The organism is Streptomyces sp. HmicA12, assembly GCF_000373565.1.
Classification (GTDB): Bacteria; Actinomycetota; Actinomycetes; order Streptomycetales; family Streptomycetaceae; genus Streptomyces.
The window spans coordinates 225486-248786 of sequence record NZ_KB891799.1 but is presented as its reverse complement, the minus strand read 5'-3'; the positions used below and the strand labels follow the sequence as shown (position 1 = coordinate 248786).

The window sequence follows — 23301 nt, the reverse complement described above, 5'->3', positions numbered from 1 at the left end:
GCCCCTGGCCGCGCCGCCCCGTCCCTCAGTCCACGACGCCACGCTCCTTCTCCGCGAGGTGGATCACGCACACCGCGACCGCGATCAGCAGCGCCGGATCGGCGTCCTCGCGGATCACGTTCACGCCGTACGTGTCACGCACCCGCAGCCAGCGCCGGGAGATCTCGGCGAGCAGCTCACCCTCGTACTCGATGGCGAACTCGCGGTCCAGGATCTTGCCGCTGACATCCAACTCGGTGCTGCCGTCGGCGAGTTGAACGCGGTAGTGATTGCGCAGCAGGGACAGGCGCTTGCGTTTGATCCGGGCGAGTTCCTGGTCGCCCTGCTCGATCACCATGGTGTCGCGCAGTGCGAACACCTTCTTGTGGATGTCGATCAGCACGCGCCCGTCCGGGCCCTTCAGCTCGAAGGTGTCGCGCAGTCGCATCGCCTTGCCGTCGACGAGGAACGCCTTGCGGCCGCTCTCGTCCTCGATCCAGTAGTCCTCGCCGATGGCGAAGAGCTTCTCTCGTACTTCGTAGCGCATACGTCGATGAGTGCCCGGAAGCCGCCGGGCGGACCCTTCCGCGGCCCGGGCGGGTGAATTCGGCGCGAAGTGGATGCGGGTGCGTCCCGGCGGGTGAGTGGATGCGTGGACTGTCACGCAACGTGCCCGGAGGTCACGCCCTGTGAAGGTCCGCAGATCACTCGCCCTCGCCCTCGCGGCTCTGCCGCTGCTCGCCGCGCACCCGGCGGCCGCCGACATCGGGCCCCGCTACCACGAGTACGCGGCGCTCGGCGACTCGTGGAGCGCCGACGTCACGCCCGTCGGAATCCAGACGGACCAGGCGCCCAGCGGCTGCGCCCAGTCGTCCTGGAACTATCCGCGGCAGGTCGCGAAGGCCCTGGGCGTCACGACGTTCCGCGACGCGACGTGTGGTGCCGCGACCTCCGACCACGTACGCGCCGCACAGGACGTCACCTACGTCAGCGGTCTGCTCGACGGGGTCAACGAGCCGCAGATCAGCCGGGTCACGAAGACGACGGACCTGGTGACGTTCGGCTTCGGCGGCAACGACATCGGGCTCGCGGGCGCGGCGGCCGGCTGCTTCGCCCCGCTGCCCGTCGGCGAGGACTGCCGGTCGGAGTGGGTGAAGCCGGACGGCACCGACGCGATGTCACGGCGGATCGCCGACGCGGAGCCGAAGCTGGTCAGGGCCATCGAGGCCGTGCGGGACGCCGCCGCGCCGGACGCCACCGTCCTCGTCGTCGACTATCTGGCCGGGGTCCCTGTGGACCACGGCTGTTACCCGTACGTGCAGGCGCACAACGGCGACCTGATGTGGCTCGGCGCGAAGCTCCGGGAGCTGAACGGGATGCTGAAGCGGGCCGCGGACCGGGCGGGCGCCACGTACGTCGACACGTACAGCGGCAGCGTCGGGCACGACGTGTGCCGACAGCCCGGAACCAAGTGGGTCGAGGGCTTCGTGCCGCTCACCACCGACCCGCCGGGACTGGCCGTCCCGCTGCACCCGAACCGGCTGGGCGCCGACCACCAGGCGCGGTCCGTCCTCGACGCGGTCAAGACCCGTAAGAAATAAGACAGTTCGGTGGTACGTGCAACCAAAAGAGAAACGGTTGGGTCCTAGGAGGTGGACGTGACTTTACGACCTGACCGATCGAAGGAACTCCTCTCATGGCACGTGCACGACTCCGGCTCTCCGCACCGCTGATGGCCGCCGCACTCGTCGGCGGCGGGCTCGGCGCCCTGTCGCTCGCCCCGGGCGCGGTCGCCGCCACCGCCCACGGCAAGGCAGCGGCCGCCGACGACTTCAACGGGGACGGGTACGCGGACCTCGTCGCCGGCGCCCACGGCGGCACCGTCTCCGGCAAGAGCGACGCGGGCTACGTGGCGGTGACCTACGGCTCGCCGACCGGCCTCACGGCCGCGAACAAGAAGCTGATCAGCCGCTCCACCAGCGGTGTCCCCGGCTCGGCCACCGCCAACGAACGCTTCGGCACGTACGTCACCAAGGGCGACCTCGACGGTGACGGCTACAGCGACCTCGTCATAGGCAGCGAGAAGGCGACGACCGGCGCCGTCATCCTGTGGGGCTCCGCCTCCGGCCTGACCGGCGGCACGAACATCGCCACGTACGGCCGCTCCCCGCAGATCGGCGACTTCGACGGCGACGGCAAGGCCGACCTGGCGCTGCTCGCCGCGATGGGCCAGTACGGCGACGACCCCGAGCACCAGGACGCCGCCCTGTGGAAGGGCCCGGTCACCCGGGCCGGCGCCCCCGCCAAGAAGCTGGACTTCATGGACAAGTCCGCGTGGTGGGGCTACGGCGCCGACGACGCGACCTGCGTCGACGACGAGTCCGGCTGTGTCGACGGCCCCGGCTCGACGACCGGCCCCGTCGTCTTCAAGGCGGTCGGCGACCTCAACGGCGACGGCCGCGACGACCTGGCCCTGCGCTCGTACAACGGCGACGGCATGTGGAACAACACCGTGCTCTACGGGAGCGCCACGGGCTTCAAGCGCGGCTGGGCGCCGGAGACCCAGGGCGCCCTGGCGGTCGGCGACGTGAACGGCGACGGCATCGACGACCTGGTCGTCGGCTCCGACCCCCAGATCTCCGACATCGGCGAGACGATGCAGAAGGCCACCCTCGCGTTCGGCACGAAGGACGGCCTGAAGGGTGACCGCGTCCAGGAGTTCGACCAGTCGCTGCCCGGCTTCTACGGAGCCCAGGAGGAGGGCGACACGGTCGGCTCCTGCGTCGCGGTCGGCGACGTGAACGGCGACGGCAAGGCCGACGTCGCGCTCGGCATCTCGGGCGAGGACTTCAGCGGCCAGACGGACGCGGGCGCGTTCGCCCTGCTGCCGGGCACCGCGAACGGCGTGACCGGCACGGGCTCCGTGGTCCTGAACCAGAACTCGGCGGACGTGCCGGGCGTCGCGGAGAGCGGTGACCGGTTCGGCTCGAACTGCGCGCTGCTCGACGTGAACGGCGACGGGTACCGGGACGCGGCCGTCGCCGCCACCGCGGAGAACGCCTCCTCCGGCGCCGTCTGGTCCTTCCCGGGCTCCGTGAACGGGGTCACCGGCAAGGGCTCGGTCGCCATCAACCCGAACGACCTGGCGGCGCCCGCCACCAAGGCGCTTCTGGGCAGCCCCCTGAAGTAGGCCCGCGGCAGTTCCGCGAGCAGTTCCGCGAGCAGTTCCTCGAGCAGTTCCTCGAGCAGGCGGGGAGCCGTGGAAGCGTCCACGGCTCCCCGCCCCCTTTAGGCCCATCCCAGCGAGCGGAAGCCGCGCACTCCACGTCTCCTTGAGTCATGACCAGGGACGACGAACTCGCCGCACTGAGAGCTCGGGTGAGCGAACTGGAGGCCGCGGAGCACCGGCCGCCCCGCTCCCGCGTGAAATCGACCTTCGCCGTCGTCCTCGTCCTGCTGGCGGCGCTCCTCACCCCCCTGAGCGTCGTGGCCGTCTGGTCGAACGCGCTGATCGGCGACACCGACCGCTACGTCCAGACCATGGCGCCGCTCGCCGACGACCCGGACGTGCAGGGCGCGGTCGCGAACCGCGTCACCACCGCCGTCATGCAGCAGATCGACGTCGACGACCTGCTCGGCGACGTCGCCCCCGCCGACCGGCCCCGCCTGGAGAAGGCGCTCGGCGCGGCCAGCGGCCCGATCACCAGCGGCCTCACGTCCCTGGTCCACAACACGGCCGAGAAGTTCGTGGCCAGCTCCGCCTTCGCCACCGTGTGGAACCAGCTCAACCGCACCGCCCACGCCGCCGTCGACAAGGCGCTCACCGGCAACGGCGGCGGCGCCGTGAAGGTCGAGAACGGCGAGGTCACCCTCGATCTCGCGCCGGTCGTCGAGAAGGTCAAACAGGCCCTCGTCGACCAGGGGCTGACGGTCGCAGGGAAGATCCCCGAAGTGCACACCAGCATCACGGTCATGCAGTCCACCGGCACCCTCGCCAAGGCCCGCACCGGCTTCCGGCTCCTCCAACTCCTCTCCTGGGTCCTGCCGTTGATCGTCCTCGTGCTCGCGGCCGGCGCGGTTCTGCTGGCCCGGCGCCGCCGCCGCGCGCTGATCACCGCGGCCCTCGCGGTCGCCGTCGGCGCGCTCGTGCTCGGCCTCGCGCTGTGGATCGGCCGCGCGGTCTACCTCGACGCGCTGCCCCCGGACGTCTCCCGGGCCGCGGCCGGCAGCGTCTACGACACCCTGGTCCGCTTCCTGCGCACGGCGGTACGCGTCGTCGCCGTACTCGGCGCGGTGGTGGCCCTCGCGTCCTGGCTGGGCGGTCCCGGCCGCTGGGCGCGGGCGGTGCGCGGCGCGTGGACCGGCGCGATCGGCTCCGTACGGGACGCCACCAACGTGGGCACGTTCGGGCCGGTGGGACCGTGGGTGCACCGGATGCGCAGGTGGCTGAACTGGACGGTGGCGGCCGTCGCGGCCGCCGTCCTGATCGCCTGGAACTACCCGACGGGCGCGGTCGTCGCCTGGATCGCGGTGTGCGCGGTCTGCGCGCTCGCCGTCATCGAGTTCCTGGACGCTCCCGCGCTGCCCGGGCCGGATCCCTCCGAAGCAGCCGCGCCACCGGCCGCTCCTGCGCGATGACATAGCCCGCGGCGATCCCCACGCACACCACCGTGAACAGCACGATCAGCCAGGACAGCAGGGTGAACACCAGCCCCAGCGGCCCGAACTGGGCCAGCGAGCGGTCCAGGGTGCGCGGGATGTAGATCCGCGAGGCGACCGTCAGCGCGACCACGCCGACGGCGGTGAGCAGCGCGCCGGGCAGCAGCGGCAGCCAGGTCACCCGCCCGCCGAGCAGCAGGTGCTGGGTCCACCACCACAGAAGAGTGCTGGTCAGCAGGGTCAGCGGGACGCCCACCCACAGGCCCGCGCCGAATCCGTCGCGCAGCAGGCCCTGGGCGACGAGCGCGACCAGCCACACCGCGAGCCAGGCGAGCCAGCGCCAGGCGACCAGCGAGAACTTGCCGGGCGGCAGATGCCAGGCCCGCTCGCAGACCCGCTGCAGTGCCCGGCTGCACGCGGTCGCCGAGACCAGCAGGACCAGGACGCCGATCACCCCGGTGGTGTTGCGGGTGGCCCCGTCCTGGGCGCCGTACACCTGCCTGACCTGGTCCAGGGAGGCACCGTCGAGGCCGAGCAGGGAGCGCAGCGAGTCGACGAGCTGATCGCGCACCGAGGCCGGGGTGAACGCCGCCGCGACGAACAGCACCGGCAGCCCGGTCAGGAACGTCTGCGCGGCGAGCCGGGTCGCCGAGTCGAGCAGGTTCACGGCGACCATCTGCCGGGTCATGCGCGTGATGAAGGGGAACTCCTCCTGGAGGTCCCGCACACGTGTGGTGGCCCAGCGCGTCGCCCGGGCCAGGGTGCTCGTCTCGCTCATGCGGCCACACAAGCGCATGCGCCGCCCGGCCCGATGGTGGCCGGGCGGCGCGTTGGGCCGTACGGGGGGCCGCCGGGCCCGGATTTGTCCGAACGTCGCGGAGCCGCCGATGCCAGGATGCGCAAGGCTTGGGGGTGTTCGTATGCCACAAGGCGTCGACTGCGTACGCGGACGTGGAGTATGAGAGGTGTTGCCATGGGACCGGTGGAGTTCATCGTCCTGGCCTTCCCCGAGGAGGAGCTCCGGGTCGGGGTGGTCGACACCCTCGCCGACCTGCGCCGTGAGGGCTCGCTCCGGGTCATGGACTCGCTCGTCGTCACCAAGGCCGGGGACGGTTCGGTGACGTCGAGCGAGCTGCACGAGTACGAGGAGCTGAAGGCCGTCCTCGGCCCCGGGTACGAGGACGAGGCGACCCTGATCGGCCCGGAGGACGCTCAGGAGGCCGCCGGCCTCCTGGGCAAAGGCAACTGCGCCCTCCTTCTGCTGGTCGAGCACGTGTGGGCGCAGCGCGCGGCGGAGTCGGTGCGGGAGGCGGGCGGCCGGATCGCGGCGTCCGTGCGCATCCCGCCGGAGCACGTCGACGAAGCGGCCACGGCCTATCTGCGCGCGGTGGCCGACGCGGCCGCCGGGAACGGGAGCTGACAGCGATGTTCATGCGACGAGGACCGGCGATCCGCCCGGCGGTCAGGCCCGCGGGCCGTCCACTGCTGCGCGGCGCCCTGGTGGGCGGCACGGCGTACGCGGCCGGGCGCAGCGCCGCGAGGAAGCAGCAGAACGAGTACGAGCAGAACCAGCAACTGATGGACCAGCAACAGCAGATCGCCGACCTCCAGGCACAACAGGCCCCTCCGGCACAACAGGCCCCTCCGGCACAGCAGCCGGCGCCCACCGGCGCCCCCAGCCTGGCGGACCAGCTCGCCCAGCTGGGGCAGCTGGTGCAGCAGGGGCTGATGACGCCGGAGGAGTTCGCGGCGGCCAAGGCGAAGCTCCTCGGAACCTGACACACGGCGGGCGCCGCGCGCGGACACGACCTAGCGGCCGGCGTCCACCCCGGTCCGGAATCTGCGCCGGTACGCCGACGGACTCAGCCCCGTCTCCCGCTTCACCCGCGCCCGCAGATTCGCCGCGCTGCCGAGGCCGCTGCGCCGGGCCACCACGTCGAGGCGTTCCTCGCCGCGCTCGATCAGCCGGCAGGCGAGGGCGACGCGCTCGCCGAGGAGCCAGGCCAGCGGGGTCGTGCCCAGTTCGGTGCGGAAGCGGCGGTGCAGCGTGGCGGGGCTGACCCCGGCACGGGCGGCCAGCGCGGAGACCGTCAGGGGCCGGTCGAGCCGCTCCTGCGCCCAGCCGAGCAGCGGCGCGAGCGAGGCGTCCGGCACCTTCGGCACCGGCCGCTCCACGAACTGCCGCTGCCCGCCGTCCCGGTGGGCCGCGAAGACGAGCCGCCGGGACACCGAGTTCGCGATCTCGGCGCCGTGGTCGCGCCGCACGAGGTACAGGCCGAGATCGAGCGCGGCCGCGCTGCCCGCCGCGGTCAGCACGTCGCCCTCGTCGACGAACAGCACGTCCGGTTCGAGCAGCACCTTCGGGTGCAGCGCCCGGAACTCCCCGGCCCACCGCCAGTGCGTCGTCGCCCGCCGCCCGTCCAGCAGCCCCGCCTCGGCGAGCGCGAAGGCCCCCGTGCAGAAACTGGCGATGCGGACGCCGCGCGCATGGGCGTACCGGATCGCGTCGAGGACGGCCTCGGCGCGCGGTACGACGTTGTCCGGCCGCCCCGGCACGATCAGCGTGTCGGCCCGGTCCACGGCGTCGAGCCCGGCCGCCCCGGTCAGCGTGAAGAAGCCGTGGTTCATCCGGATCCCGGGGGCCGGGGTGCACAGCGTCAGCTCGTACAGGGGTGTGCGGCGGCCGAGTTCGGGCCGTGGGAGGCCGAAGACCTCGGTGGCGACACCGACCTCGAAGGGGTTGATGCCCTCGTCGACGAGGACGACGACCCGGTGCGGCACTGGCTGCGAGGATCCTTGCGGCATGTGCGATTTCTAGCACTCGTACGCGGGCGGCGGCCGCCGCACGATGAAGCCATGGAACCCGTCGCCCTCACCGAGGCACTGAAGACCTTCGACGCGCTGTGGAGCCCCCGCATCGTCACCACCGTCAACGACTACGACGTCCGCCTCGCCAAGGCCGAGGGCGAGCACGTCTGGCACGTCCACGAGGACACCGACGAGTTCTTCCTGGTCGTCGAGGGAGAGCTCACGATCGCGCTGCGCGAGCAGGACGGCGAGCGCGCGGTGACCCTGCCCCGCGGCGCGGTCTTCACGGTCCCCCGCGGCACCTGGCACAAACCGCACGCGGCCCCCGGCACCGCCCTCCTCGTCCTCGAACCGTCCGGCACGTCGTCGACGGGGGACGCCCACGATCCCGTACCGGAGCACGTGGACTCGACGACGGGGCACGTCTGGCACGCCTGAGAGCACCGCTCGAAGACCGCGTGGCACCCTTGAATCATGAACGACGCAGCGCCCGCCCCAGCAGCCCGCCGTGCCCGTGTCCGCGCCCCCGAGCTGGTCGGCGAAGGCGGCTGGCTGAACACGGGCGGGACCGAGTACACCCTCGCCGACCTGCGCGGACGCATCGTCATTCTGGATTTCTGGACATTTTGTTGTGTGAACTGCCTGCACGTCCTCGACGAGCTGCGCGAGCTGGAGGAGAAGCACCGCGACACCGTCGTGATCATCGGGGTGCACTCGCCGAAGTTCGTGCACGAGGCCGAGCACGCGGCCGTCGTCGACGCCGTCGAGCGGTACGGGGTCGAGCACCCGGTCCTCGACGACCCGGAGCTCGCGACCTGGAAGCAGTACGCGGTCCGCGCCTGGCCCACGCTCGTGGTGATCGACCCCGAGGGGTACGTCGTCGCGCAGCACGCCGGTGAGGGGCACGCGCACGCCATCGCCGCGCTCGTCGAGGAGCTGGAGGCCGAGCACGGGGCGAAGGGGACGCTGCGGCGCGGTGACGGGCCGTACGTCGCGCCGGAGCCGGTCGCGGGCGACCTGCGCTTCCCCGGCAAGGCGCTGCTGCTGCCCTCCGGGAACCTCCTGGTCAGCGACACGACCCGGCATCAGCTGGTGGAGCTGGCGGCCGACGGGGAGACCGTGGTGCGGCGGATCGGGAGCGGGGAGCGCGGCCTCGGCCCCGACTCCTTCAACGAGCCGCAGGGCCTCGCCCTCCTCGACGAGGACACGGTCGTCGTCGCCGACACCGTGAATCACGCGCTGCGCGCCGTGGACCTGCGGAGCGGCGCCGTCTCGACGCTCGCCGGCACCGGCCGGCAGTGGTGGCGGGGGTCGCCGACCAGCGGTCCGGCCCGCGAGATCGATCTGTCCTCGCCGTGGGACGTGGCCGTCTTCGGCGGCAAGGTGTGGATCGCCATGGCCGGCGTGCACCAGCTGTGGACGTACGACCCCCGGGCGGGCGTCGTGGCCGTCGCGGCGGGGACGACGAACGAGGGCCTGGTCGACGGGCCCGGCGCCGAGGCCTGGTTCGCGCAGCCGTCCGGGCTCGCCGCCACGCAGGAGCGGCTGTGGGTGGCCGACTCGGAGACGTCGGCGCTGCGCTGGGTGGACCGGGAAGGCGTCGTGCACACGGCCGTCGGCACCGGCCTCTTCGACTTCGGTCACCGCGACGGAGACGCCGAACAGGCCCTGTTCCAGCACCCGTTGGGCGTCACGGCCCTGCCCGACGGCTCGGTCGCGGTCTCGGACACGTACAACCACGCGCTGCGCCGCTACGACCCGGCGACCGGTCAAGTGACCACGCTCGCGACCGACGTGAGGGAGCCGAGCGACGCCGTCCTGGTGGGCGACTCCGGTGACATCGTGGTCGTGGAGTCCGCGCGGCACCGGCTGACCCGGCTGCGGCTGCCGGAGGAAGCGGTACGCGTCGACGCGGTCGCCCACCGCACGCAGCGCGCCGCCACCGAGGTGGCGGGCGGGAAGCTGCGGCTGGACGTGGTGTTCCAGGCGCCGGCGGGCCAGAAGCTCGACACCCGGTACGGTCCCTCGACCCGGCTGCTCGTCTCGTCGACCCCGCCGGAGCTGCTCGTGTCCGGAGACGGCGCGGGCACCGGCCTCTCCCGCGAGCTGGTCCTGAACCCGGACATCACGGACGGCGTGCTGCACGTCTCCGCGATGGCCGCGTCCTGCGACGACGACCCGGCGAACGAGTACCCCGCCTGCCACGTCCACCAGCAGGACTGGGGCGTCCCGGTCGTGGTGGTCGGGGAAGGCGGGGCGGAGCGGCTGCCGCTGGTGCTCGCGGGGATGGACGAGCCCGACACGGCTTCCTAGAAGTCGAATTCTCAGAAGTCGAACGGCTTCTTCGGGTTCCAGGAGAGGACCTCGATGCCGTCGGCGCGCTTGCCCGCGTACTCGACCTCGCCGGGCGTCTTCAGCGTGACGGACGCGCCGGAGGCGTCCGCGTCGTTCCTCACCAGGGACAGCCGGATCGACGTGAAGTAGTCGTCCTCGGCCTTGGTCTCCTGGTAGACGGGGAGCGCCGAGTAGACGGTGCCGCCGGCCGGGACGAGCAGCGGCTGCGCGGGCCGTACGTCGTCCTTGGCCACCGGGACGTCACCGTTGGCGCCGCCCGGGGTCACGACAGGGAACTTCTGCACCGTGCAGGCGCTGCCGGACGTGTTCACCGCGGTGATGAGCAGGTGGTCGCCCTGCTGCTCGGGGAACCTGCGCTTGAGGGTGTACGAGAGCGAGGTGACCTTGCACTCGGGGGCCGACTTCGCGGCCGCGCCGGTTCCGGTTCCGGTTCCGGTGGAGGTCTTCTTGGCGGCGTCGGCCTTGGTCGCACCCGTGCCGGTGTCGGAGCCCGTGTCGGTGGCGCTGTCCTCGGTCGACGCGGAGGACGAGGCGGCTGCGGTGGTCGACGACTTGGCGGCCGCGCCCTCGTCCTTCGTCCCGGACCCGTCGCCGGAGCAGGCGGTCAGCGTCAGGCCGAGCGCGGCGGCGGTGGCGGCGAGGACGGCGGTGCGGGTGCGGATGCTGGTGCGGGTCATGGTGGTACTCCCCCGGTTCCGTGCGGCCGCCCGGTCGGTGGGTGGGCCGCTGTGATCACTACAGTGCCCGGTGCCGTCGCCGTTCCGTCGCTCCCGCGCTAGTGCCCCGTCACCGTTCCGCTGCCGAGCGCTTGTCGACCGCGCTGAGCTGGGCGTTCGCCTCTCGCACTCCCTGCTCGAAACCCCGCCGCAGCGCGTCCTCGTGGGCCTCGCGCAGACACGTGCGGGCCGCTTCGAGCTCGCCGAGCGCGAGCAGGGCGGTGCCGCGCGAGACGCGCAGCGAGATGCGGCGCAGCGGGGCGAGGCCCTCGGTGCCCGCGCCGGGCAGCGTCGCCCCGCGCTCCGTACAGGCGAGTACGGCGTGATGGTCGGCGCGGGCGAGCAGCTGGCGGGCCCGGTGGTCCAGGGCGAGCAGCTCGGTCAGTACGTCGTCGGCGGCGTGGGCGAGATCGGCCGCGCGCGCGACATGGGCGAGGGAGGCGGCGCCGGGCGGTCCCTCGCGGTCCATGGCGAGGGCGAGGTTGACCAGGGCGGTGGCCTCGCTGGACGGGTCGCCGGCGCGGGCGGCGAGTGCGGGCGCCAGCTCCAGGTGGTGCAGGGCCTGGGTGAGCCGCCCCTCCTCGGTGAGCACCCAGCCGTACAGGGCCCGGATCCGGGACTCGGCGTCCGGGTCGCCGAGCCGGACCGCGGCGTCGAGTCCCTGTTGCAGCAGGGGCACCCAGTCGTCGCGGACGTATCCGACGATGTACGGCCACTGGAGGACGGCGAGCCGCCAGGCCCGGTCGTCGAGTCCCGCCGCGTGGGCGGCGGCGGTGGCGGCCGCGAGGTTCTCGCGCTCGGCCGCGTACCAGCCCAGCGCGCTCGCCCGGTCGGGCAGCGGCGGCCCGCCGTGGTCGGCGCGCAGGCCGGCGGGTGGCGTGCAGCAGGGCCGGTCGTCGGGTTCGGCGACGGCGGCGGCCCGCAGGGCGGTGCGCAGGTAGTGGTCGAGGAGGCGGGTGAGTGCCTCGGCCGTGGGCTCCGCGTCGCCGGTCCCGGGGGCGGACTCCGCCGGGTCCACGAGGCCGCGCGCGTACAGCCGCACCAGGTCGTGCATGCCGTACCGGCCCGGCGCCCGTTCCGTCACGAGGTGGGCGTCGGCCAGCCGGTCCAGGTCCGCGGCGGCCTCGGCGGGCGGTGTCGCGGTGAGCGCGGCCGCGGCGTACCGGTCGAGATCGGGGCCCGGGAGGGCGCCGAGCAGGCGGAACAGGCGCCGGGCGGCGGCGGGCAGGGCCCGCAGGGTGAGCCGGAGCGCGGCCGCGACGCCGGTGTCGCCCACGTCGAGGAGGGCCAGCCTGCGCTGTTCGTCGGCCAGTTCGTCGGCGAGGGCGGACAGGGGCCACTGCGGCCGTGCGTTGACCCGGGCGGCGACGACGCGCAGTGCGAGCGGCAGTCCCGCGCAGAGTGCGGCGAGCCGGGCGGCGGTGTCCGGTTCGGCGGCGAGTCGGTCGTCGGTGGCGGCGGCGAGCAGCGCGGCGGACGCGGCGCCGTCGAGCACCCCGATGTCGACGGTGCGGGCGAGTTCGCTGACCGCGAGGCCGTCCAGGCGCAGCCGCGAGGTGACCAGGGCGGCGCTGCCGGGTCCGGCCGGGAGCAGTGGGCGGACCTGGGCGGCGGTGCGGGCGTTGTCGAGGACGACGAGGATGCGGCGCCGCTCGGTGCGGCCGCGGTAGGCGGCGGCCAACGCGCCCTGGGTCTCGGGAAGTTCACGTGCCGGGACGCCGAGGGCGATGAGGAACTCCCGCAGGACGTCGGCCGGTTCGTGCCCGTCGTGCCCGTCATGGCCGTCGGGGCCGGTGTCCGCGGGGGAGTCCGTGCTGAAGCCGCGCAGGTCGGCGAAGAGGACGCCGTCGTAGGCGTCGCGGGCGGTGTGCGCCCAGTGCAGGGCGGCGGCCGTCTTGCCGGCCCCGGCGGGCCCGGTGATGACGACGACGGCGTGTTCGCGGCCCGCGGCCCCGCCGATCGCGGCCAGTTCCCGCTCCCGGCCGACGAATCCGCGGGGCGGCCGGGGCAGCAGATCGGGCCCGGGCGCGCTCGGCACCGGCTCCCGGACCGGCACCGTCTCCCGGCCCGTCTCCCGGCCCGGCTCCCGGCCCGGCACCGGCGCCGGCCCGGGTGAGGAACCGTCCCCCGCGAGGATCTCCGCGTACGCCTCCCGCAGGGCGTGCCCCGGGTCGACGCCCAGCTCGTCGGCGAGCAGCGTGCGGGTGCGGTGGTACTGGTCGATGGCGTCGGACTGGCGACCCGCCCGGTACAGGGCGCGCATCAGTGCCGCCGCCAGGGACTCCCGCATCGGGTGGGCGACGGCCTCGGCGTGCAGCAGGGCGGCGGCCCGCGCGTGGTCGCCGAACTCCCCGTAGGTGCGGGCGAGTTGCTCGACGGCGCTGATCCGTGCCTGCTCCAGGCCGTCCGCCGCGACCCGCAGCGGCCCGGCGGTGGCGACGCCGACCAGCGCGGGCCCGCGCCACAGCCCGAGCGCCTCGCGCAGCAGGGCCGCGGCGTCGTCTGGGCGGCGCTGGTCGTGGGCGAGCCGGACCAGCTCCTCGAAGCGGTGGGCGTCGAGCAGCGTCTCCGGCATCTCCAGGACGTACGCGTCGCCGCGGGTCACCAGCCGTACGCCCCACTCGTCGGCCCCGCCCTGCGCGAGCAGCGCCCGCAGCCGCGACACATGGCCCTGCGCCACGGTCCTGCCGCGCGCGGGCGGACCCTCGGGCCACAGCGCGTCGATCAACTGGTCCAGCGGGACGGCGGTGTTGGGGCGCAGCAGCAGCGCGGCCAGCAGGCTGCGCCGCTTGGCGGGCCCGAGCGGCAGTTCACCGCTCTCCGTGGCCACGGCGACCGTTCCGAGCAGGCGGAACTCCACGGCAGTGCTCCCCCCGGCCACCCCGGCCATCACCCCGAAAACTCAGGTGATCAGGGTACGTGGCGGGAGCAACCGGTCACGTGGCAAGGGGGGCTCAGATGCGGTGGTCCCGCTCCTCCTCGATCACGGTCGTGTGGCTCGGCGGCATTCCACGGCGCTTGCCGATGCTGCGGAACGCGAAGACCCCGATCAGCCCGACGATCATCAGGATCCAGCCGACGAGGTCGAGATTGACGTCCTGTATCTGCCAGTCGGTCGCGAACGCGAGGATCGCGCCGACGGCGATCAGGATGATGCAACCCCCCAGGCTCATGAGGTCTGCCTCCTGCCGTGTGTACGTGGATACGGGTGTGGATCTGCTTGAGGGGTCCGGGTACCCCGAACCCCTCCGCGTCACACGGCAGTCGCGACGAACGCGAATCAGCCCTCCAGGAAGGCCGTCAGCGCGTTCGCCAGATGGAACGGGTCGTCCGCGCCGCACAGTTCGCGCACGCTGTGCATGGAGAGGATCGCCGCGCCGATGTCGACGGTCTTGATCCCGTGCCGGGCGGCGGTGATCGGGCCGATGGTCGTGCCGCACGGCATCGCGTTGTTCGACACGAACGCCTGGTAGGGCACGCCCGCCTTCTCGCACGCCGCGACGAACACGGCGCGGCCGGCGCCGTCGGTGGCGTAGCGGTTGTTGACGTTCACCTTGAGGATCGGGCCGCCGTTGGCGCGCGGGTGATGGGTCGGGTCGTGCCGCTCGGCGTAGTTGGGGTGCACGGCGTGCCCGGTGTCGGACGACAGGCAGATCGTTCCGGCGAAGGCGCGGGCCCGGTCCTCCAGCGAGCCGCGGCGTGCGAACACCGAGCGCTCCAGGACGTTGCCGAGCAGCGGGCCGTCGGCGCCGGTGTCGGACTGCGACCCGTTCTCCTCGTGGTCGAAGGCGGCGAGCACCGGGATGTACGGCAGGTCCTCCTGCTTGCTCACCTCGGTGAGCGCGGCGACGCAGGCGTGCACGGACAGCAGGTTGTCCATCCGCGGGCCGGCCACGAGCTCCTGGTCGCGGCCCAGGTAGGAGGGCGCCTCGATGGAGTACGGCATCAGGTCCCAGCCGGTGATGGCGCCGGACTCGAGGCCGTACTCGTCCTCCAGGAAGCCGAGCAGATCGCCCTCGTGGACGTCGCCGCCGAGGCCCCAGATCGGCTGCATGTGGCGCTGCTTGTCGAGCTTCAGGCCGTCGGCGTTCACGCCGCGGTCCAGGTGCACGGCGAGCTGCGGCACCCGGAGCAGGGCGCGGTCGATGTTCACGAGGCGCTCGCTGCCGTCGCGCAGCGTGATCCGCCCGGCGAGGCCGAGATCGCGGTCGAGCCAGGAGTTGAGCAGCGGGCCGCCGTAGATCTCGACGGCGACCTGGCGCCAGCCGTTGCTCCCCATGTCGGGCTGCGGCTTCACCCGCAGGTTCGGGGAGTCGGTGTGCCCGCCGACGATCCGGTACGGGGTGTGGGCCTGCGCGCCCCGCGGCACGTACCAGGCGATGACCGCGCCACCGCGGGTGACGTACTTGCCGCCCGCCTCACCGTCCCAGGCGTCGGTCTCCGCGACCTGCTTGAAGCCGGCCTTCTCCAGGCGCGCGGCGACGTTCGCCACGGCGTGGTACGGCGTGGGGCTCGCCGCGAGGAAGGTCATCAGGTCGTCGGTGTGGCGGCGATCGAAAGAGCCGCTGGGGCCGGTGGGTGTGTGCATGACGCCAGCGTAATGCGGGCCCCACCGGGCCCGCCCTCGGTGGTCCGCGCCTGTTCTTCCGCCGGGTGCGCCACCGTTCGCGGCCGCGGGCCGGTGGGGCTTCTCGCGCGGTTCCCCGCGCCCCTGGAAGCGGGCTCCGCTCGCCAGGCCACGACGCACCCGCGCCCGCGAAGCAACCGCACCCGGCGGACGGAACGGCCCGCCGCCCCGGGCGAGGGGTGACGGGCCGTGCGTCAGGTGCGGGTCAGAACGACGCCTCGTCCAGCTCCATCACGCCGAGCCCCGCCTCGCTCGTGCCCTGGGCGAGCTTGCGCGCACCCGTGACACCCGGCAGGACGTTCGCCGCGAAGAACGTCGCCGCGGCGACCTTGCCCCGGTAGAACGCGGTGTCCTTGCCCGCGTCCCCGGCGGCCAGCCGCTCCGCGGCGACGGCCGCGCCCTTCAGCAGCAGGTAGCCGACGACCACGTCACCGGAGGCCATGAGCAGCCGGGTCGTGTTCAGGCCGACCTTGTAGATGTTCTTCGGGTCCTGCTCGGTGGCGGCCAGGTCGGTCAGCATGACGCCGACGATGGCCTCCAGCTCGACGGCGGCCTTGGCGAGGGACTCGCGGGCCGCGGCCAGCTCCTCGCCGCCGGTCTCGACCGCGAGGAACTTCTTGATCTCCTCGGCGAGGCCGTTCAGCGCGGCGCCCTGGTTGCGGACGATCTTCCGGAAGAAGAAGTCCTGGCCCTGGATCGCGGTCGTGCCCTCGTAGAGGGTGTCGATCTTGGAGTCACGGATGTACTGCTCGATCGGGTACTCCTGCAGGAAGCCGGAGCCGCCGAAGGTCTGCAGCGACTGCGCGAGCTGCTCGTAGCCCTTCTCCGAGCCGTAGCCCTTCACGATCGGCAGGAGCAGGTCGTTCAGCGCGTGCTCGGTCGAGGCGTCCTCGCCGTTCGCCTCCTTGACCTGGATCGCGTCCTGGACGGAGGCGGTGTGCAGCACGAGCGAGCGCATGCCCTCCGCGTACGCCTTCTGCGTGAGCAGCGAGCGGCGCACGTCCGGGTGGTGCGTGATGGTGACCTTCGGCGCGGCCTTGTCCATGAACTGGGCGAGGTCGGGGCCCTGCACGCGCTCCTTGGCGTACTCCAGGGCGTTCAGGTAACCGGTCGACAGCGTCGAGATCGCCTTCGTGCCGACCATCATGCGGGCGAACTCGATGATGCGGAACATCTGGCGGATGCCGTCGTGCTTGTCGCCGATCAGCCAGCCCTTGGCGGGGTGCTGGTCGCCGAACGTCATCTCGCAGGTGTTGGACGCCTTGAGGCCCATCTTGTGCTCGACGTTGGTCGCGTACACGCCGTTGCGCTCGCCCAGCTCGCCGGTCTCCCAGTCGAACTCGAACTTCGGGACCAGGAAGAGGGAGAGGCCCTTGGTGCCGGGGCCGTGGCCCTCGGGGCGGGCGAGGACGTAGTGGAGGATGTTCTCCGACATGTCGTGCTCGCCGGACGTGATGAACCGCTTCACGCCCTCGATGTGCCAGGATCCGTCGTCCTGCTGGACGGCCCTGGTGCGGCCGGCGCCCACGTCCGAGCCGGCGTCCGGCTCGGTCAGGACCATCGTCGAGCCCCACTGCTTGTCGACGGCGATCTCGGCGATCTTCTTCTGCGCCTCGTTGCCCTCCTCGAAGAGGACACCGGCGAAGGCCGGGCCGGACGCGTACATCCACACGGCCGGGTTGGCGCCCAGGATCAGCTCGGCGTGGGCCCAGATGAGCGAGCGCGGGGCGGTCGTGCCACCGATCTCCTCGGGCAGGCCCAGACGCCAGTACTCGGAGTCCATGAAGGCCTGGTAGCTCTTCTTGAAGGACGCCGGGACCGGCGCGGTGTTGGTCTCCGGGTCGAAGACCGGCGGGTTGCGGTCGGCGTCCGCGAAGGAGTCGGCCAGATCGGTCTCGGCGAGGCGGGCGACCTCTTCGAGGATGCTCTTGGCGGTCTCGACGTCCATCTCCCCGAACGGGCCGGTGCCGTACAGCTTGTCGCGGCCGAGCACCTCGAAGAGGTTGAACTCGATGTCGCGGAGATTCGACTTGTAGTGCCCCATGGCGACGGCTCCGTAAAGGCTTGGGAGGGATCGACGTCGGTCGATCTCGTACGCGTACTAACTAGTAACCACCAGGATGCTACCCGCCGGTAATAAGAATCAACCCCTCTGGGGTCAACTGTGACGAACGCTTCCGCTTCCGCTGGGCGGGCGGAGCGGGCGCCGCGCCTCGCTCATCCCGCGGTCTCCGCGAGGAACTCCACCATCAACGTGCCCCATGCGTCAGGCAGTTCGGCGAACGGGAGGTGGCCGGTCGGGAGTTCCGCGACGCGGGCGCCGGTGATGCCGGCGGCCAGCTCGCGCTGCACGGCGGGCGGGACCAGGCGGTCCTTCGTCGTCACCGTCACCAGCGTCGGCGCCGCGATCCGGGCCAGGTCCGCGCGCACGTCGAACCGTGTGACCAGGTCGGCGTGGTCCGCGGTGCCGGGCGGGGTCGTCGCCGCACTCTCCGTCAGGGCGGCCGCCACCTGCTCGTCGGTCAGTGAGCGCAGCGCCTCCTCGCTCAGGGCGCGCGGCATCGTGAAGCGGGCCAGCGTGTCCAGGTCGCCCGCTTCGGCGAGCGTGCGCCAGACCTCGACGGTGAGGCGTACGTCGTGGTCGGGGCGGGCGAGGGTGGCCGTGAGCAGCAGGGCGGTGACGCGCTCGGGGTGCCGGGCGGCGATCCGCACGGCGACCGCGCCGCCCAGCGAGTACCCCGATACGGCGAATCGGTCGAGGCCCTCGGCGTCGGCCGCGGCCACCAGCTGGTCCGCCAGATCGTCCAGCCGCAGCGGTGAGGTCGCGCGCGGGGTGGCGCCCGTGCCCGGATAGTCGACGCCGACGACCGTGCGGGCCGCGGCCAGGGTCTCCAGGACCGGGCCGTAGTTCGCCTCGACCGAGCCGCCCGCGCCGTGCGCCACGAGCAGGCCGGGCCCGGAGCCGCGCACCGTCCGTGCGTACGCCGTGACCTCGCCGGATGTGATGCCGGACGCGATGCCGGACGCGATGCCGGACCCAATTCCCCTGGCTGCCATGCCTGTTCCTCCCCGTCGGCGCGCGGGCGTCCCCCGCCACGCAATTCTGTATCGGCGACTACATAAATAACGTAGCAGCCCTCCCCGCCCTTTCACTAGCCCCCACTACAGAAATCCATCCCGCGCCCATCACCCCGCCCGCCCTCGGTACCCTTGCCCCCATGTACGGATACGAGCGGACCCCGGGCGGAGCGGGCGCCGGGCAGCAGTACGCCCCGCCGCAGCAGGGCATGCCCCCGCAGGGCGGCATGGGCGGATACGGGCAGCAGGCGCCGCTGTACCCGGAGCCGTCGCCGCCGTCGCTCGCCGACGCGGTCCGCGCGTTCACCACCGGCTCGATGTCCGCCGAGGACTTCCAGCAGATCTTCGCGTCGTCGAAGGTCTACTGCCCGCGCGGCGACAACCCCGGGTTCCTCGCGCTGCACAACACCCAGCAGCCGGTGATCCCCATGTTCACCACGCTCAAGGAGCTGCGCCGGTACGCGGGCAAGGAGTCCAAGTACTTCGTCATCACCGGCGCCGAGGTGATCGACCTGCTGCCCACCGGGTACGGCTTCGTCCTCGACATGGAGGGCGAGCATCGGATGGTCTTCGACGCGAAGGCCGTCGAGCAGATGGTCGACTTCGCGATGCGCCGCATGTACGGCTGACGCACCACGTCGCACAGCGCGAGAGCGGGCCCGGGCGGGCTGAACACCCGTCCGGGCCCGCTCTCGCGTATGTCCGGGAGGTGCGCTCCCGAAGCCCCCGCAGTGCCCCCGCGGCACCCCCCTCAGGACCCCCGAGGACCCCTGGCGGCCCGCCCGGAATAACGCGGGGCTTGCGAGATGTTCACTGTTCAACTAAATTGATGGCAGAGCTTGAGGAGGCCGCCATGCCCGCTGTGACCGTCGAGAACCCGCTGACCCTGCCCCGTGTGTCCGCGCCCGCCGACGCCGTGGCGCGCCCGGTGCTCGCCGTGACGACCGCCCCCGGCGGATTCGAGGGGGAGGGATTCCCGGTGCGCCGCGCGTTCGCCGGGATCAACTACAAGTACCTCGACCCGTTCATCATGATGGACCAGATGGGCGAGGTGGAGTACGCGCCCGGAGAGCCCAAGGGCACGCCCTGGCACCCGCACCGCGGCTTCGAGACCGTCACGTACATCATCGACGGCACCTTCATCCACCAGGACTCGCACGGCGGTGGCGGCACCATCACCAACGGCGACACCCAGTGGATGACGGCGGGCTCCGGCCTGCTGCACATCGAGGCGCCGCCGGAGTCCCTCGTCATGTCCGGCGGCCTCTTCCACGGCCTGCAGCTGTGGGTGAACCTGCCCGCCAAGGACAAGATGCAGGACCCGCGGTACCAGGACATCCGCGGTGGCCAGGTCAAGCTGCTCACCACGGCCGACGGCGGCGCGCTCCTTCGCGTCATCGCCGGTGAGTTCGACGGCCACGAGGGCCCCGGCATCACGCACACCCCGATCACGATGGTGCACGCCACGATCCGCCCCGGCGCCGAGGCGACCCTGCCCTGGCGCGAGGACTACAACGGACTCGTCTACGTCCTCGCCGGACGCGGCACCGTGGGCACCGACCGCCGGCCCGTCCACACCGGGCAGACGGCCGTGTTCGGCGCGGGCTCGTCGCTGACCGTGCGGGCCGACGAGTCCCAGGACGGGAACACCCCCGACCTGGAGGTCGTGATCCTGGGCGGACAGCCCATCCGCGAACCCATGGCGCACTACGGCCCGTTCGTGATGAACACCAAGGCCGAGCTCCAGCAGGCCTTCGACGACTTCCAGGCCGGCCGCCTGGGCGTCGTCCCCAGCGCGGAGCGCCTGCCGCACACCAGCTGACTGCACGTCACCCGGCTGGGCCCGCCCGGAAGGTGGGCCCGGCCGAGACGTGATCGCCTGGCTGCGTGGACACCAGTAAGCCGGACAGCAAGCCGCTGCTTCCCGACGGCGCTCGGCGCACCGCAGCCTGGTGCGCCGTGGCGCTGCTCGTCATCGGGGTCGCCGCCGTCGGCGTCTGGCTCTGCGTCGTCTTCAAGTCGGCGGTCACGCCCACCCTGCTCGCGCTGCTCGGCACCGCGCTGCTCGCGCCGGTCTTCGACTGGCTGATCAAGAAGAAGGTGCCGCGGGCGCTGGCCGCCGCCCTCACCTGCGTCGCGTTGGTCGCCGTCGTCGGCGGCGCCGGATACATCGTCGTCAAGTCCCTCATCGACTCCGGTGAACAGATCGTCGACTCCCTGCAACAGGCCGGGGACTGGTTCCGCGACCACCTCGGGATCACCGGCGCCGACGATCTCGGCAACATCGCCGACAACGCCAAGAACCTGCTGACCAAATGGGGATCGAGCCTGGCCAGCGGAGTCCTCGCCGGGCTCTCCGTGCTCGGTTCGCTGCTTGCGACCAGCGTGCTCGCGCTGCTGCTGACCTTCTTCTTCCTGAAGGACTCCAACCGGGCCGTGGGCCTCGCGCACGCCATCGCGCCGCGCGGCACGGGACCGGTCATCGAAGCGATGGGCCGCCGGGCCTTCGAGGCCGTCTCGGGCTTCATGCGCGGCACGACCTTCATCGCCCTCATCGACGCGGTGTGCATCACGGTCGGCCTGCTGATCCTGCGGGTTCCGGGCGCGGTGGGCCTGGGCGCGCTGGTCTTCGTCGGCGCGTACATCCCCTACCTGGGCGCCACCATCTCCGGCGCCGTCGCCGTCCTCGTCGCGCTCGCCGACCGGGGACTCGTGATCGCTCTGTGGGCGCTCGGCGTGATCCTCGCGGTGCAGCAGCTGGAGGGGCACATCCTGCAGCCCATGATCCAGTCGCGCACGGTGCAGATGCATCCGGCGATGGTGATGCTGGCCATCGCGGCGGGCGCCTCGGTCGCGGGGATCCTCGGGATGCTGCTCGCGGTACCGGTGGTGGCCGCCGCGTTCGGGGTCATCGGGGAGCTGCGGGGCCGCTACGCGGACCCGGTGGAGCCCTCTGTTTCACGTGAAACAGGCTGATCGGGTGACGGCTCGTAGAGCTCGAACCAGATGCTCTTGCCCTCGCCCCTGGGGTCCACGCCCCACTTCTGGGCGAGCAGCTCCATCAGCACCAACCCCCGCCCGGACGAGGCGAGTTCGCCGGGCCTGCGCTTGTGCGGCAGGTCGTCCGAGGCGTCCGCGACCTCCACGCGGAGCCGGCGCGTGCCGTCCTGGACACAGCTGACCTCGGCGACCAGGAGGGCGTCGCCGTCGGTGTGCACCAGGACGTTGGTGGCCATCTCGGAGACCATGAGGACCGCCGAGTCGACCTGGTCCTCGTCGGCCCAGTCGTGCAGCAGCTCGCGCAGCTGCTGACGGGCGGTGGCGATCCGCTCGGGCTCGGCCTGGGCGATGGTCATCGCGGTGCGGCGGGCCGTGGTGGGCATCCGCGACTCGGTCGTACGGCGCAGCAGCAGGAGCGCTATGTCGTCCTCGCGGCGATCCGCGAGCGGGCCCGTGGTGTGGTGCGAGGACGGCCCGTGGACCGCCTGTACGAGCGCGTCGGCCAGCTCCTCCAGCTGTGCGGCGGGGCCGTTCTCCAGCGTCGTGCGCAGCCGGGCCCAGCCGGAGTCGAGATCGTGCCCGCCCGTCTCGATCAGGCCGTCGGTGCAGAGGAGGAGCGTCTCGCCGGACTCCAGGACGAGGCGGGTCGTCGGGTAGTCGGCGTCCGGGTCGATGCCGAGCGGCAGGCCGCCCGCGGTGGGGCGCATCAGGACCGTGCCGTCGGCGGTGCGTATCGCGGGGTCGGGGTGGCCCGCGCGGGCGATCTCCAGGGTGCCGGTGGCCGGGTCGACCTCGACGTACAGGCAGGTCGCGAAGCGCGCGCTCAGTTCGTCGGTCCGGTTGTCGGTGATCCCGTACAGGAAGCGGGAGGCGCGGGAGAGGACCGCGTCGGGGCGGTGGCCCTCGGCGGCGTAGGCGCGCAGCGCGATACGCAGCTGGCCCATCAGTCCCGCGGCGCGCACGTCATGGCCCTGCACGTCGCCGATGACCAGGGCGATCCGGCCGTTGGGCAGCGGGATCATGTCGTACCAGTCGCCGCCGACCTGGAGGCCGCCGCCGGTCGGGACGTAGCGGGCGGCGATGGTCATGCCGGGGATCTCGGGGCCCAGCGTGGGCAGCATCGACTTCTGCAGGCCGTCGGTGAGCTCGCGCTCCGACTCGGCGACCCCGGCCCGGGAGAGGGCCTGCGCCAGCATGCGGGCGACGGTGGTGAGGACCGAGCGCTCGTCCGGGCTGAAGGTGACCGGGTACGCGAAGCCCGCCATCCACGCGCCGATCGTGCGGCCCGCGACGACCAGCGGCAGGAACGCCCAGGACTGCCGCTCGAAGCGGGCGGCCAGCGGCCAGGCGGCCGGGTAGCGGCGCCGGTACTCCGCGGGTGACGAGAGGTAGACGGCCCGGCCCGTGCGGCAGACCTCCGCCGCCGGATAGTCCGTGGCCAGATCCATGTCGGTGAAGGGGCCCTCGGCACCCGGCTGGTGCCCGTGGTGGCCGATGACGGTGAGCCGGTCGCCCGCGACGCCGAACACGGCGAGGCCGTCCGGCGAGAACCCGGGCATCGACAGGCCCGCCGCGACCCGCATGACCTCGGCCGTCGAGTCGGCCTCCGCGAGGGCGCGGCCCGCGTCGAGCAGGAACGCCTCGCGGGAGCGGCGCCAGTCGCCGGTGACGGGGGTGCGCGACGAGGCGCCGGGCGGGGGCTCGGCGACCTCCTGGAGGGTGCCGACCAGCTCGTACGAGTCCGGGGCGTCGCCGTGCATCACCGGCCTGGAGCGGCTGCGTACCGTGCGGATGACGTGACCCTGGTCGTCCATGATGCGCAGCCGGGCCTCGGCGAGGGTGCCCTCGGCGACGGCGAGGCGGACGACGCCGTCTATCTCGTTCCAGTCGACCGGGTGGAAGCGGGCCCGGGCGCCCGCCTCGGACAGCGTGGTGACCTCCGCGGGCAGCCCGACGAGGCGGGCGGCCTCCGCGTCGAAGGTGACCAGACCCGCTCGGTTGTCCCAGCGCCACAGACCGGTCGCGAGAGCGGCGAGGACGTCCTCCAGCGGAGGGAGGGGGTCACCAGTGAGCATTGCC

At 72.6% G+C, this 23301-nt stretch carries 20 protein-coding genes; 10 read left to right on the top strand and 10 right to left on the bottom strand.

The genetic code is table 11. The annotated features are described in order from the left end of the window. Positions 1-25: 25 nt before the first annotated feature. Entirely contained in the window at positions 26-526 is a 501-nt protein-coding gene (locus tag B072_RS0107895) for an LURP-one-related/scramblase family protein (protein WP_018529402.1), read from the bottom strand. A 142-nt stretch (positions 527-668) separates the two neighbouring features. Here B072_RS0107895 and B072_RS0107890 point away from each other — a divergent pair, with 142 nt between their 5' ends. The 3 genes from B072_RS0107890 to B072_RS0107880 all read left to right on the top strand — a co-directional run bounded on the left by B072_RS0107890 (position 669) and on the right by B072_RS0107880 (position 4617). After that, positions 669-1580 carry an SGNH/GDSL hydrolase family protein gene (locus tag B072_RS0107890; protein ID WP_018529401.1) on the top strand — a complete coding sequence of 304 codons (912 nt, stop codon included), beginning with the start codon at positions 669-671 and terminating at the stop codon, positions 1578-1580. 95 nt (positions 1581-1675) lie between these two features. After that, positions 1676-3169: an FG-GAP repeat domain-containing protein gene (locus tag B072_RS0107885; RefSeq protein ID WP_018529400.1), complete on the top strand. Its 1494-nt coding sequence runs from the start codon at positions 1676-1678 to the stop codon at positions 3167-3169. A gap of 149 nt (positions 3170-3318) precedes the next feature. Then, positions 3319-4617 carry a hypothetical protein gene (locus B072_RS0107880; protein WP_051127116.1) on the top strand — a complete coding sequence of 433 codons (1299 nt, stop codon included), beginning with the start codon at positions 3319-3321 and terminating at the stop codon, positions 4615-4617. Here the strand turns inward: B072_RS0107880 and B072_RS0107875 are convergent. Then, positions 4535-5416, bottom strand: coding sequence for a YhjD/YihY/BrkB family envelope integrity protein (locus B072_RS0107875; RefSeq protein ID WP_018529398.1), 882 nt, complete (start codon positions 5414-5416; stop codon positions 4535-4537). The two genes, B072_RS0107880 and B072_RS0107875, sit on opposite strands and share 83 nt — an antisense overlap. A 195-nt stretch (positions 5417-5611) precedes the next feature. On the opposite strand from B072_RS0107875, the gene B072_RS0107870 reads away from it, so the two are divergent. Then, positions 5612-6058 (top strand): DUF6325 family protein, encoded by a 447-nt coding sequence (locus B072_RS0107870; protein WP_018529397.1) that lies wholly within the window; start codon positions 5612-5614, stop codon positions 6056-6058. 11 nt (positions 6059-6069) lie between these two features. Beyond that, entirely contained in the window at positions 6070-6417 is a 348-nt protein-coding gene (locus tag B072_RS0107865) for an SHOCT domain-containing protein (RefSeq protein ID WP_063746436.1), read from the top strand. Positions 6418-6447: 30 nt separating this feature from the next. Here B072_RS0107865 and B072_RS0107860 read toward each other — a convergent pair whose 3' ends face one another. Next, entirely contained in the window at positions 6448-7443 is a 996-nt protein-coding gene (locus tag B072_RS0107860; protein ID WP_026245556.1) for a GlxA family transcriptional regulator, read from the bottom strand. Positions 7444-7494: 51 nt separating this feature from the next. Between B072_RS0107860 and B072_RS0107855 the strand changes: the two genes are divergently transcribed. Together B072_RS0107855 and B072_RS0107850 are read left to right on the top strand one after the other, a co-directional pair. Further along, positions 7495-7884: a cupin domain-containing protein gene (locus B072_RS0107855; RefSeq protein WP_018529394.1), complete on the top strand. Its 390-nt coding sequence runs from the start codon at positions 7495-7497 to the stop codon at positions 7882-7884. Positions 7885-7920: 36 nt separating this feature from the next. Continuing rightward, positions 7921-9759, top strand: a complete 1839-nt coding sequence (locus B072_RS0107850; RefSeq protein ID WP_018529393.1) for an NHL domain-containing thioredoxin family protein — start codon at positions 7921-7923, stop codon at positions 9757-9759. Positions 9760-9770: 11 nt separating this feature from the next. Here B072_RS0107850 and B072_RS42780 read toward each other — a convergent pair whose 3' ends face one another. From B072_RS42780 to B072_RS0107820, 6 genes are all read right to left on the bottom strand, one after another. Further along, positions 9771-10478: a DUF4232 domain-containing protein gene (locus B072_RS42780; protein ID WP_018529392.1), complete on the bottom strand. Its 708-nt coding sequence runs from the start codon at positions 10476-10478 to the stop codon at positions 9771-9773. Between the two features lie 109 nt (positions 10479-10587). Then, entirely contained in the window at positions 10588-13377 is a 2790-nt protein-coding gene (locus tag B072_RS0107840; RefSeq protein WP_018529391.1) for an AfsR/SARP family transcriptional regulator, read from the bottom strand. A gap of 94 nt (positions 13378-13471) precedes the next feature. Further along, positions 13472-13690 (bottom strand): DUF6458 family protein, encoded by a 219-nt coding sequence (locus tag B072_RS0107835; RefSeq protein WP_018529390.1) that lies wholly within the window; start codon positions 13688-13690, stop codon positions 13472-13474. A gap of 107 nt (positions 13691-13797) precedes the next feature. Continuing rightward, the gene (locus tag B072_RS0107830) at positions 13798-15105 is read right to left on the bottom strand and encodes a M18 family aminopeptidase (RefSeq protein ID WP_018529389.1); all 1308 of its coding nucleotides are present in this window, start codon (positions 15103-15105) and stop codon (positions 13798-13800) included. A gap of 244 nt (positions 15106-15349) precedes the next feature. Continuing rightward, the gene (locus B072_RS0107825; RefSeq protein WP_018529388.1) at positions 15350-17188 is read right to left on the bottom strand and encodes an acyl-CoA dehydrogenase; all 1839 of its coding nucleotides are present in this window, start codon (positions 17186-17188) and stop codon (positions 15350-15352) included. 173 nt (positions 17189-17361) lie between these two features. Next, the gene (locus B072_RS0107820) at positions 17362-18201 is read right to left on the bottom strand and encodes an alpha/beta fold hydrolase (protein ID WP_018529387.1); all 840 of its coding nucleotides are present in this window, start codon (positions 18199-18201) and stop codon (positions 17362-17364) included. 161 nt (positions 18202-18362) lie between these two features. Between B072_RS0107820 and B072_RS0107815 the strand changes: the two genes are divergently transcribed. The 3 genes from B072_RS0107815 to B072_RS0107805 all read left to right on the top strand — a co-directional run bounded on the left by B072_RS0107815 (position 18363) and on the right by B072_RS0107805 (position 21198). Next, complete coding sequence (locus tag B072_RS0107815; protein ID WP_018529386.1) at positions 18363-18851, top strand: SseB family protein; 489 nt, start codon at positions 18363-18365, stop codon at positions 18849-18851. A 224-nt stretch (positions 18852-19075) separates the two neighbouring features. Further along, positions 19076-20044, top strand: coding sequence for a pirin family protein (locus tag B072_RS0107810; RefSeq protein WP_018529385.1), 969 nt, complete (start codon positions 19076-19078; stop codon positions 20042-20044). Between the two features lie 65 nt (positions 20045-20109). After that, entirely contained in the window at positions 20110-21198 is a 1089-nt protein-coding gene (locus B072_RS0107805) for an AI-2E family transporter (protein ID WP_018529384.1), read from the top strand. Here the strand turns inward: B072_RS0107805 and B072_RS0107800 are convergent. Next, positions 21153-23297 (bottom strand): ATP-binding SpoIIE family protein phosphatase, encoded by a 2145-nt coding sequence (locus B072_RS0107800; RefSeq protein ID WP_018529383.1) that lies wholly within the window; start codon positions 23295-23297, stop codon positions 21153-21155. The genes B072_RS0107805 and B072_RS0107800 overlap by 46 nt on opposite strands. Positions 23298-23301 lie beyond the last annotated feature (4 nt).

Coding starts and splice junctions, on each gene's coding strand:
- B072_RS0107895 (WP_018529402.1), bottom strand. CDS start 526: ATGCGCTACGAAGTACGAGAGAAGCTCTTCGCCATCGGCGAGGACTAC.
- B072_RS0107885 (WP_018529400.1), top strand. CDS start 1,676: ATGGCACGTGCACGACTCCGGCTCTCCGCACCGCTGATGGCCGCCGCA.
- B072_RS0107880 (WP_051127116.1), top strand. CDS start 3,319: ATGACCAGGGACGACGAACTCGCCGCACTGAGAGCTCGGGTGAGCGAA.
- B072_RS0107875 (WP_018529398.1), bottom strand. CDS start 5,416: ATGAGCGAGACGAGCACCCTGGCCCGGGCGACGCGCTGGGCCACCACA.
- B072_RS0107870 (WP_018529397.1), top strand. CDS start 5,612: ATGGGACCGGTGGAGTTCATCGTCCTGGCCTTCCCCGAGGAGGAGCTC.
- B072_RS0107865 (WP_063746436.1), top strand. CDS start 6,070: ATGCGACGAGGACCGGCGATCCGCCCGGCGGTCAGGCCCGCGGGCCGT.
- B072_RS0107860 (WP_026245556.1), bottom strand. CDS start 7,443: ATGCCGCAAGGATCCTCGCAGCCAGTGCCGCACCGGGTCGTCGTCCTC.
- B072_RS0107855 (WP_018529394.1), top strand. CDS start 7,495: ATGGAACCCGTCGCCCTCACCGAGGCACTGAAGACCTTCGACGCGCTG.
- B072_RS0107850 (WP_018529393.1), top strand. CDS start 7,921: ATGAACGACGCAGCGCCCGCCCCAGCAGCCCGCCGTGCCCGTGTCCGC.
- B072_RS42780 (WP_018529392.1), bottom strand. CDS start 10,478: ATGACCCGCACCAGCATCCGCACCCGCACCGCCGTCCTCGCCGCCACC.
- B072_RS0107835 (WP_018529390.1), bottom strand. CDS start 13,690: ATGAGCCTGGGGGGTTGCATCATCCTGATCGCCGTCGGCGCGATCCTC.
- B072_RS0107830 (WP_018529389.1), bottom strand. CDS start 15,105: ATGCACACACCCACCGGCCCCAGCGGCTCTTTCGATCGCCGCCACACC.
- B072_RS0107825 (WP_018529388.1), bottom strand. CDS start 17,188: ATGGGGCACTACAAGTCGAATCTCCGCGACATCGAGTTCAACCTCTTC.
- B072_RS0107820 (WP_018529387.1), bottom strand. CDS start 18,201: ATGGCAGCCAGGGGAATTGGGTCCGGCATCGCGTCCGGCATCGCGTCC.
- B072_RS0107815 (WP_018529386.1), top strand. CDS start 18,363: ATGTACGGATACGAGCGGACCCCGGGCGGAGCGGGCGCCGGGCAGCAG.
- B072_RS0107810 (WP_018529385.1), top strand. CDS start 19,076: ATGCCCGCTGTGACCGTCGAGAACCCGCTGACCCTGCCCCGTGTGTCC.
- B072_RS0107800 (WP_018529383.1), bottom strand. CDS start 23,297: ATGCTCACTGGTGACCCCCTCCCTCCGCTGGAGGACGTCCTCGCCGCT.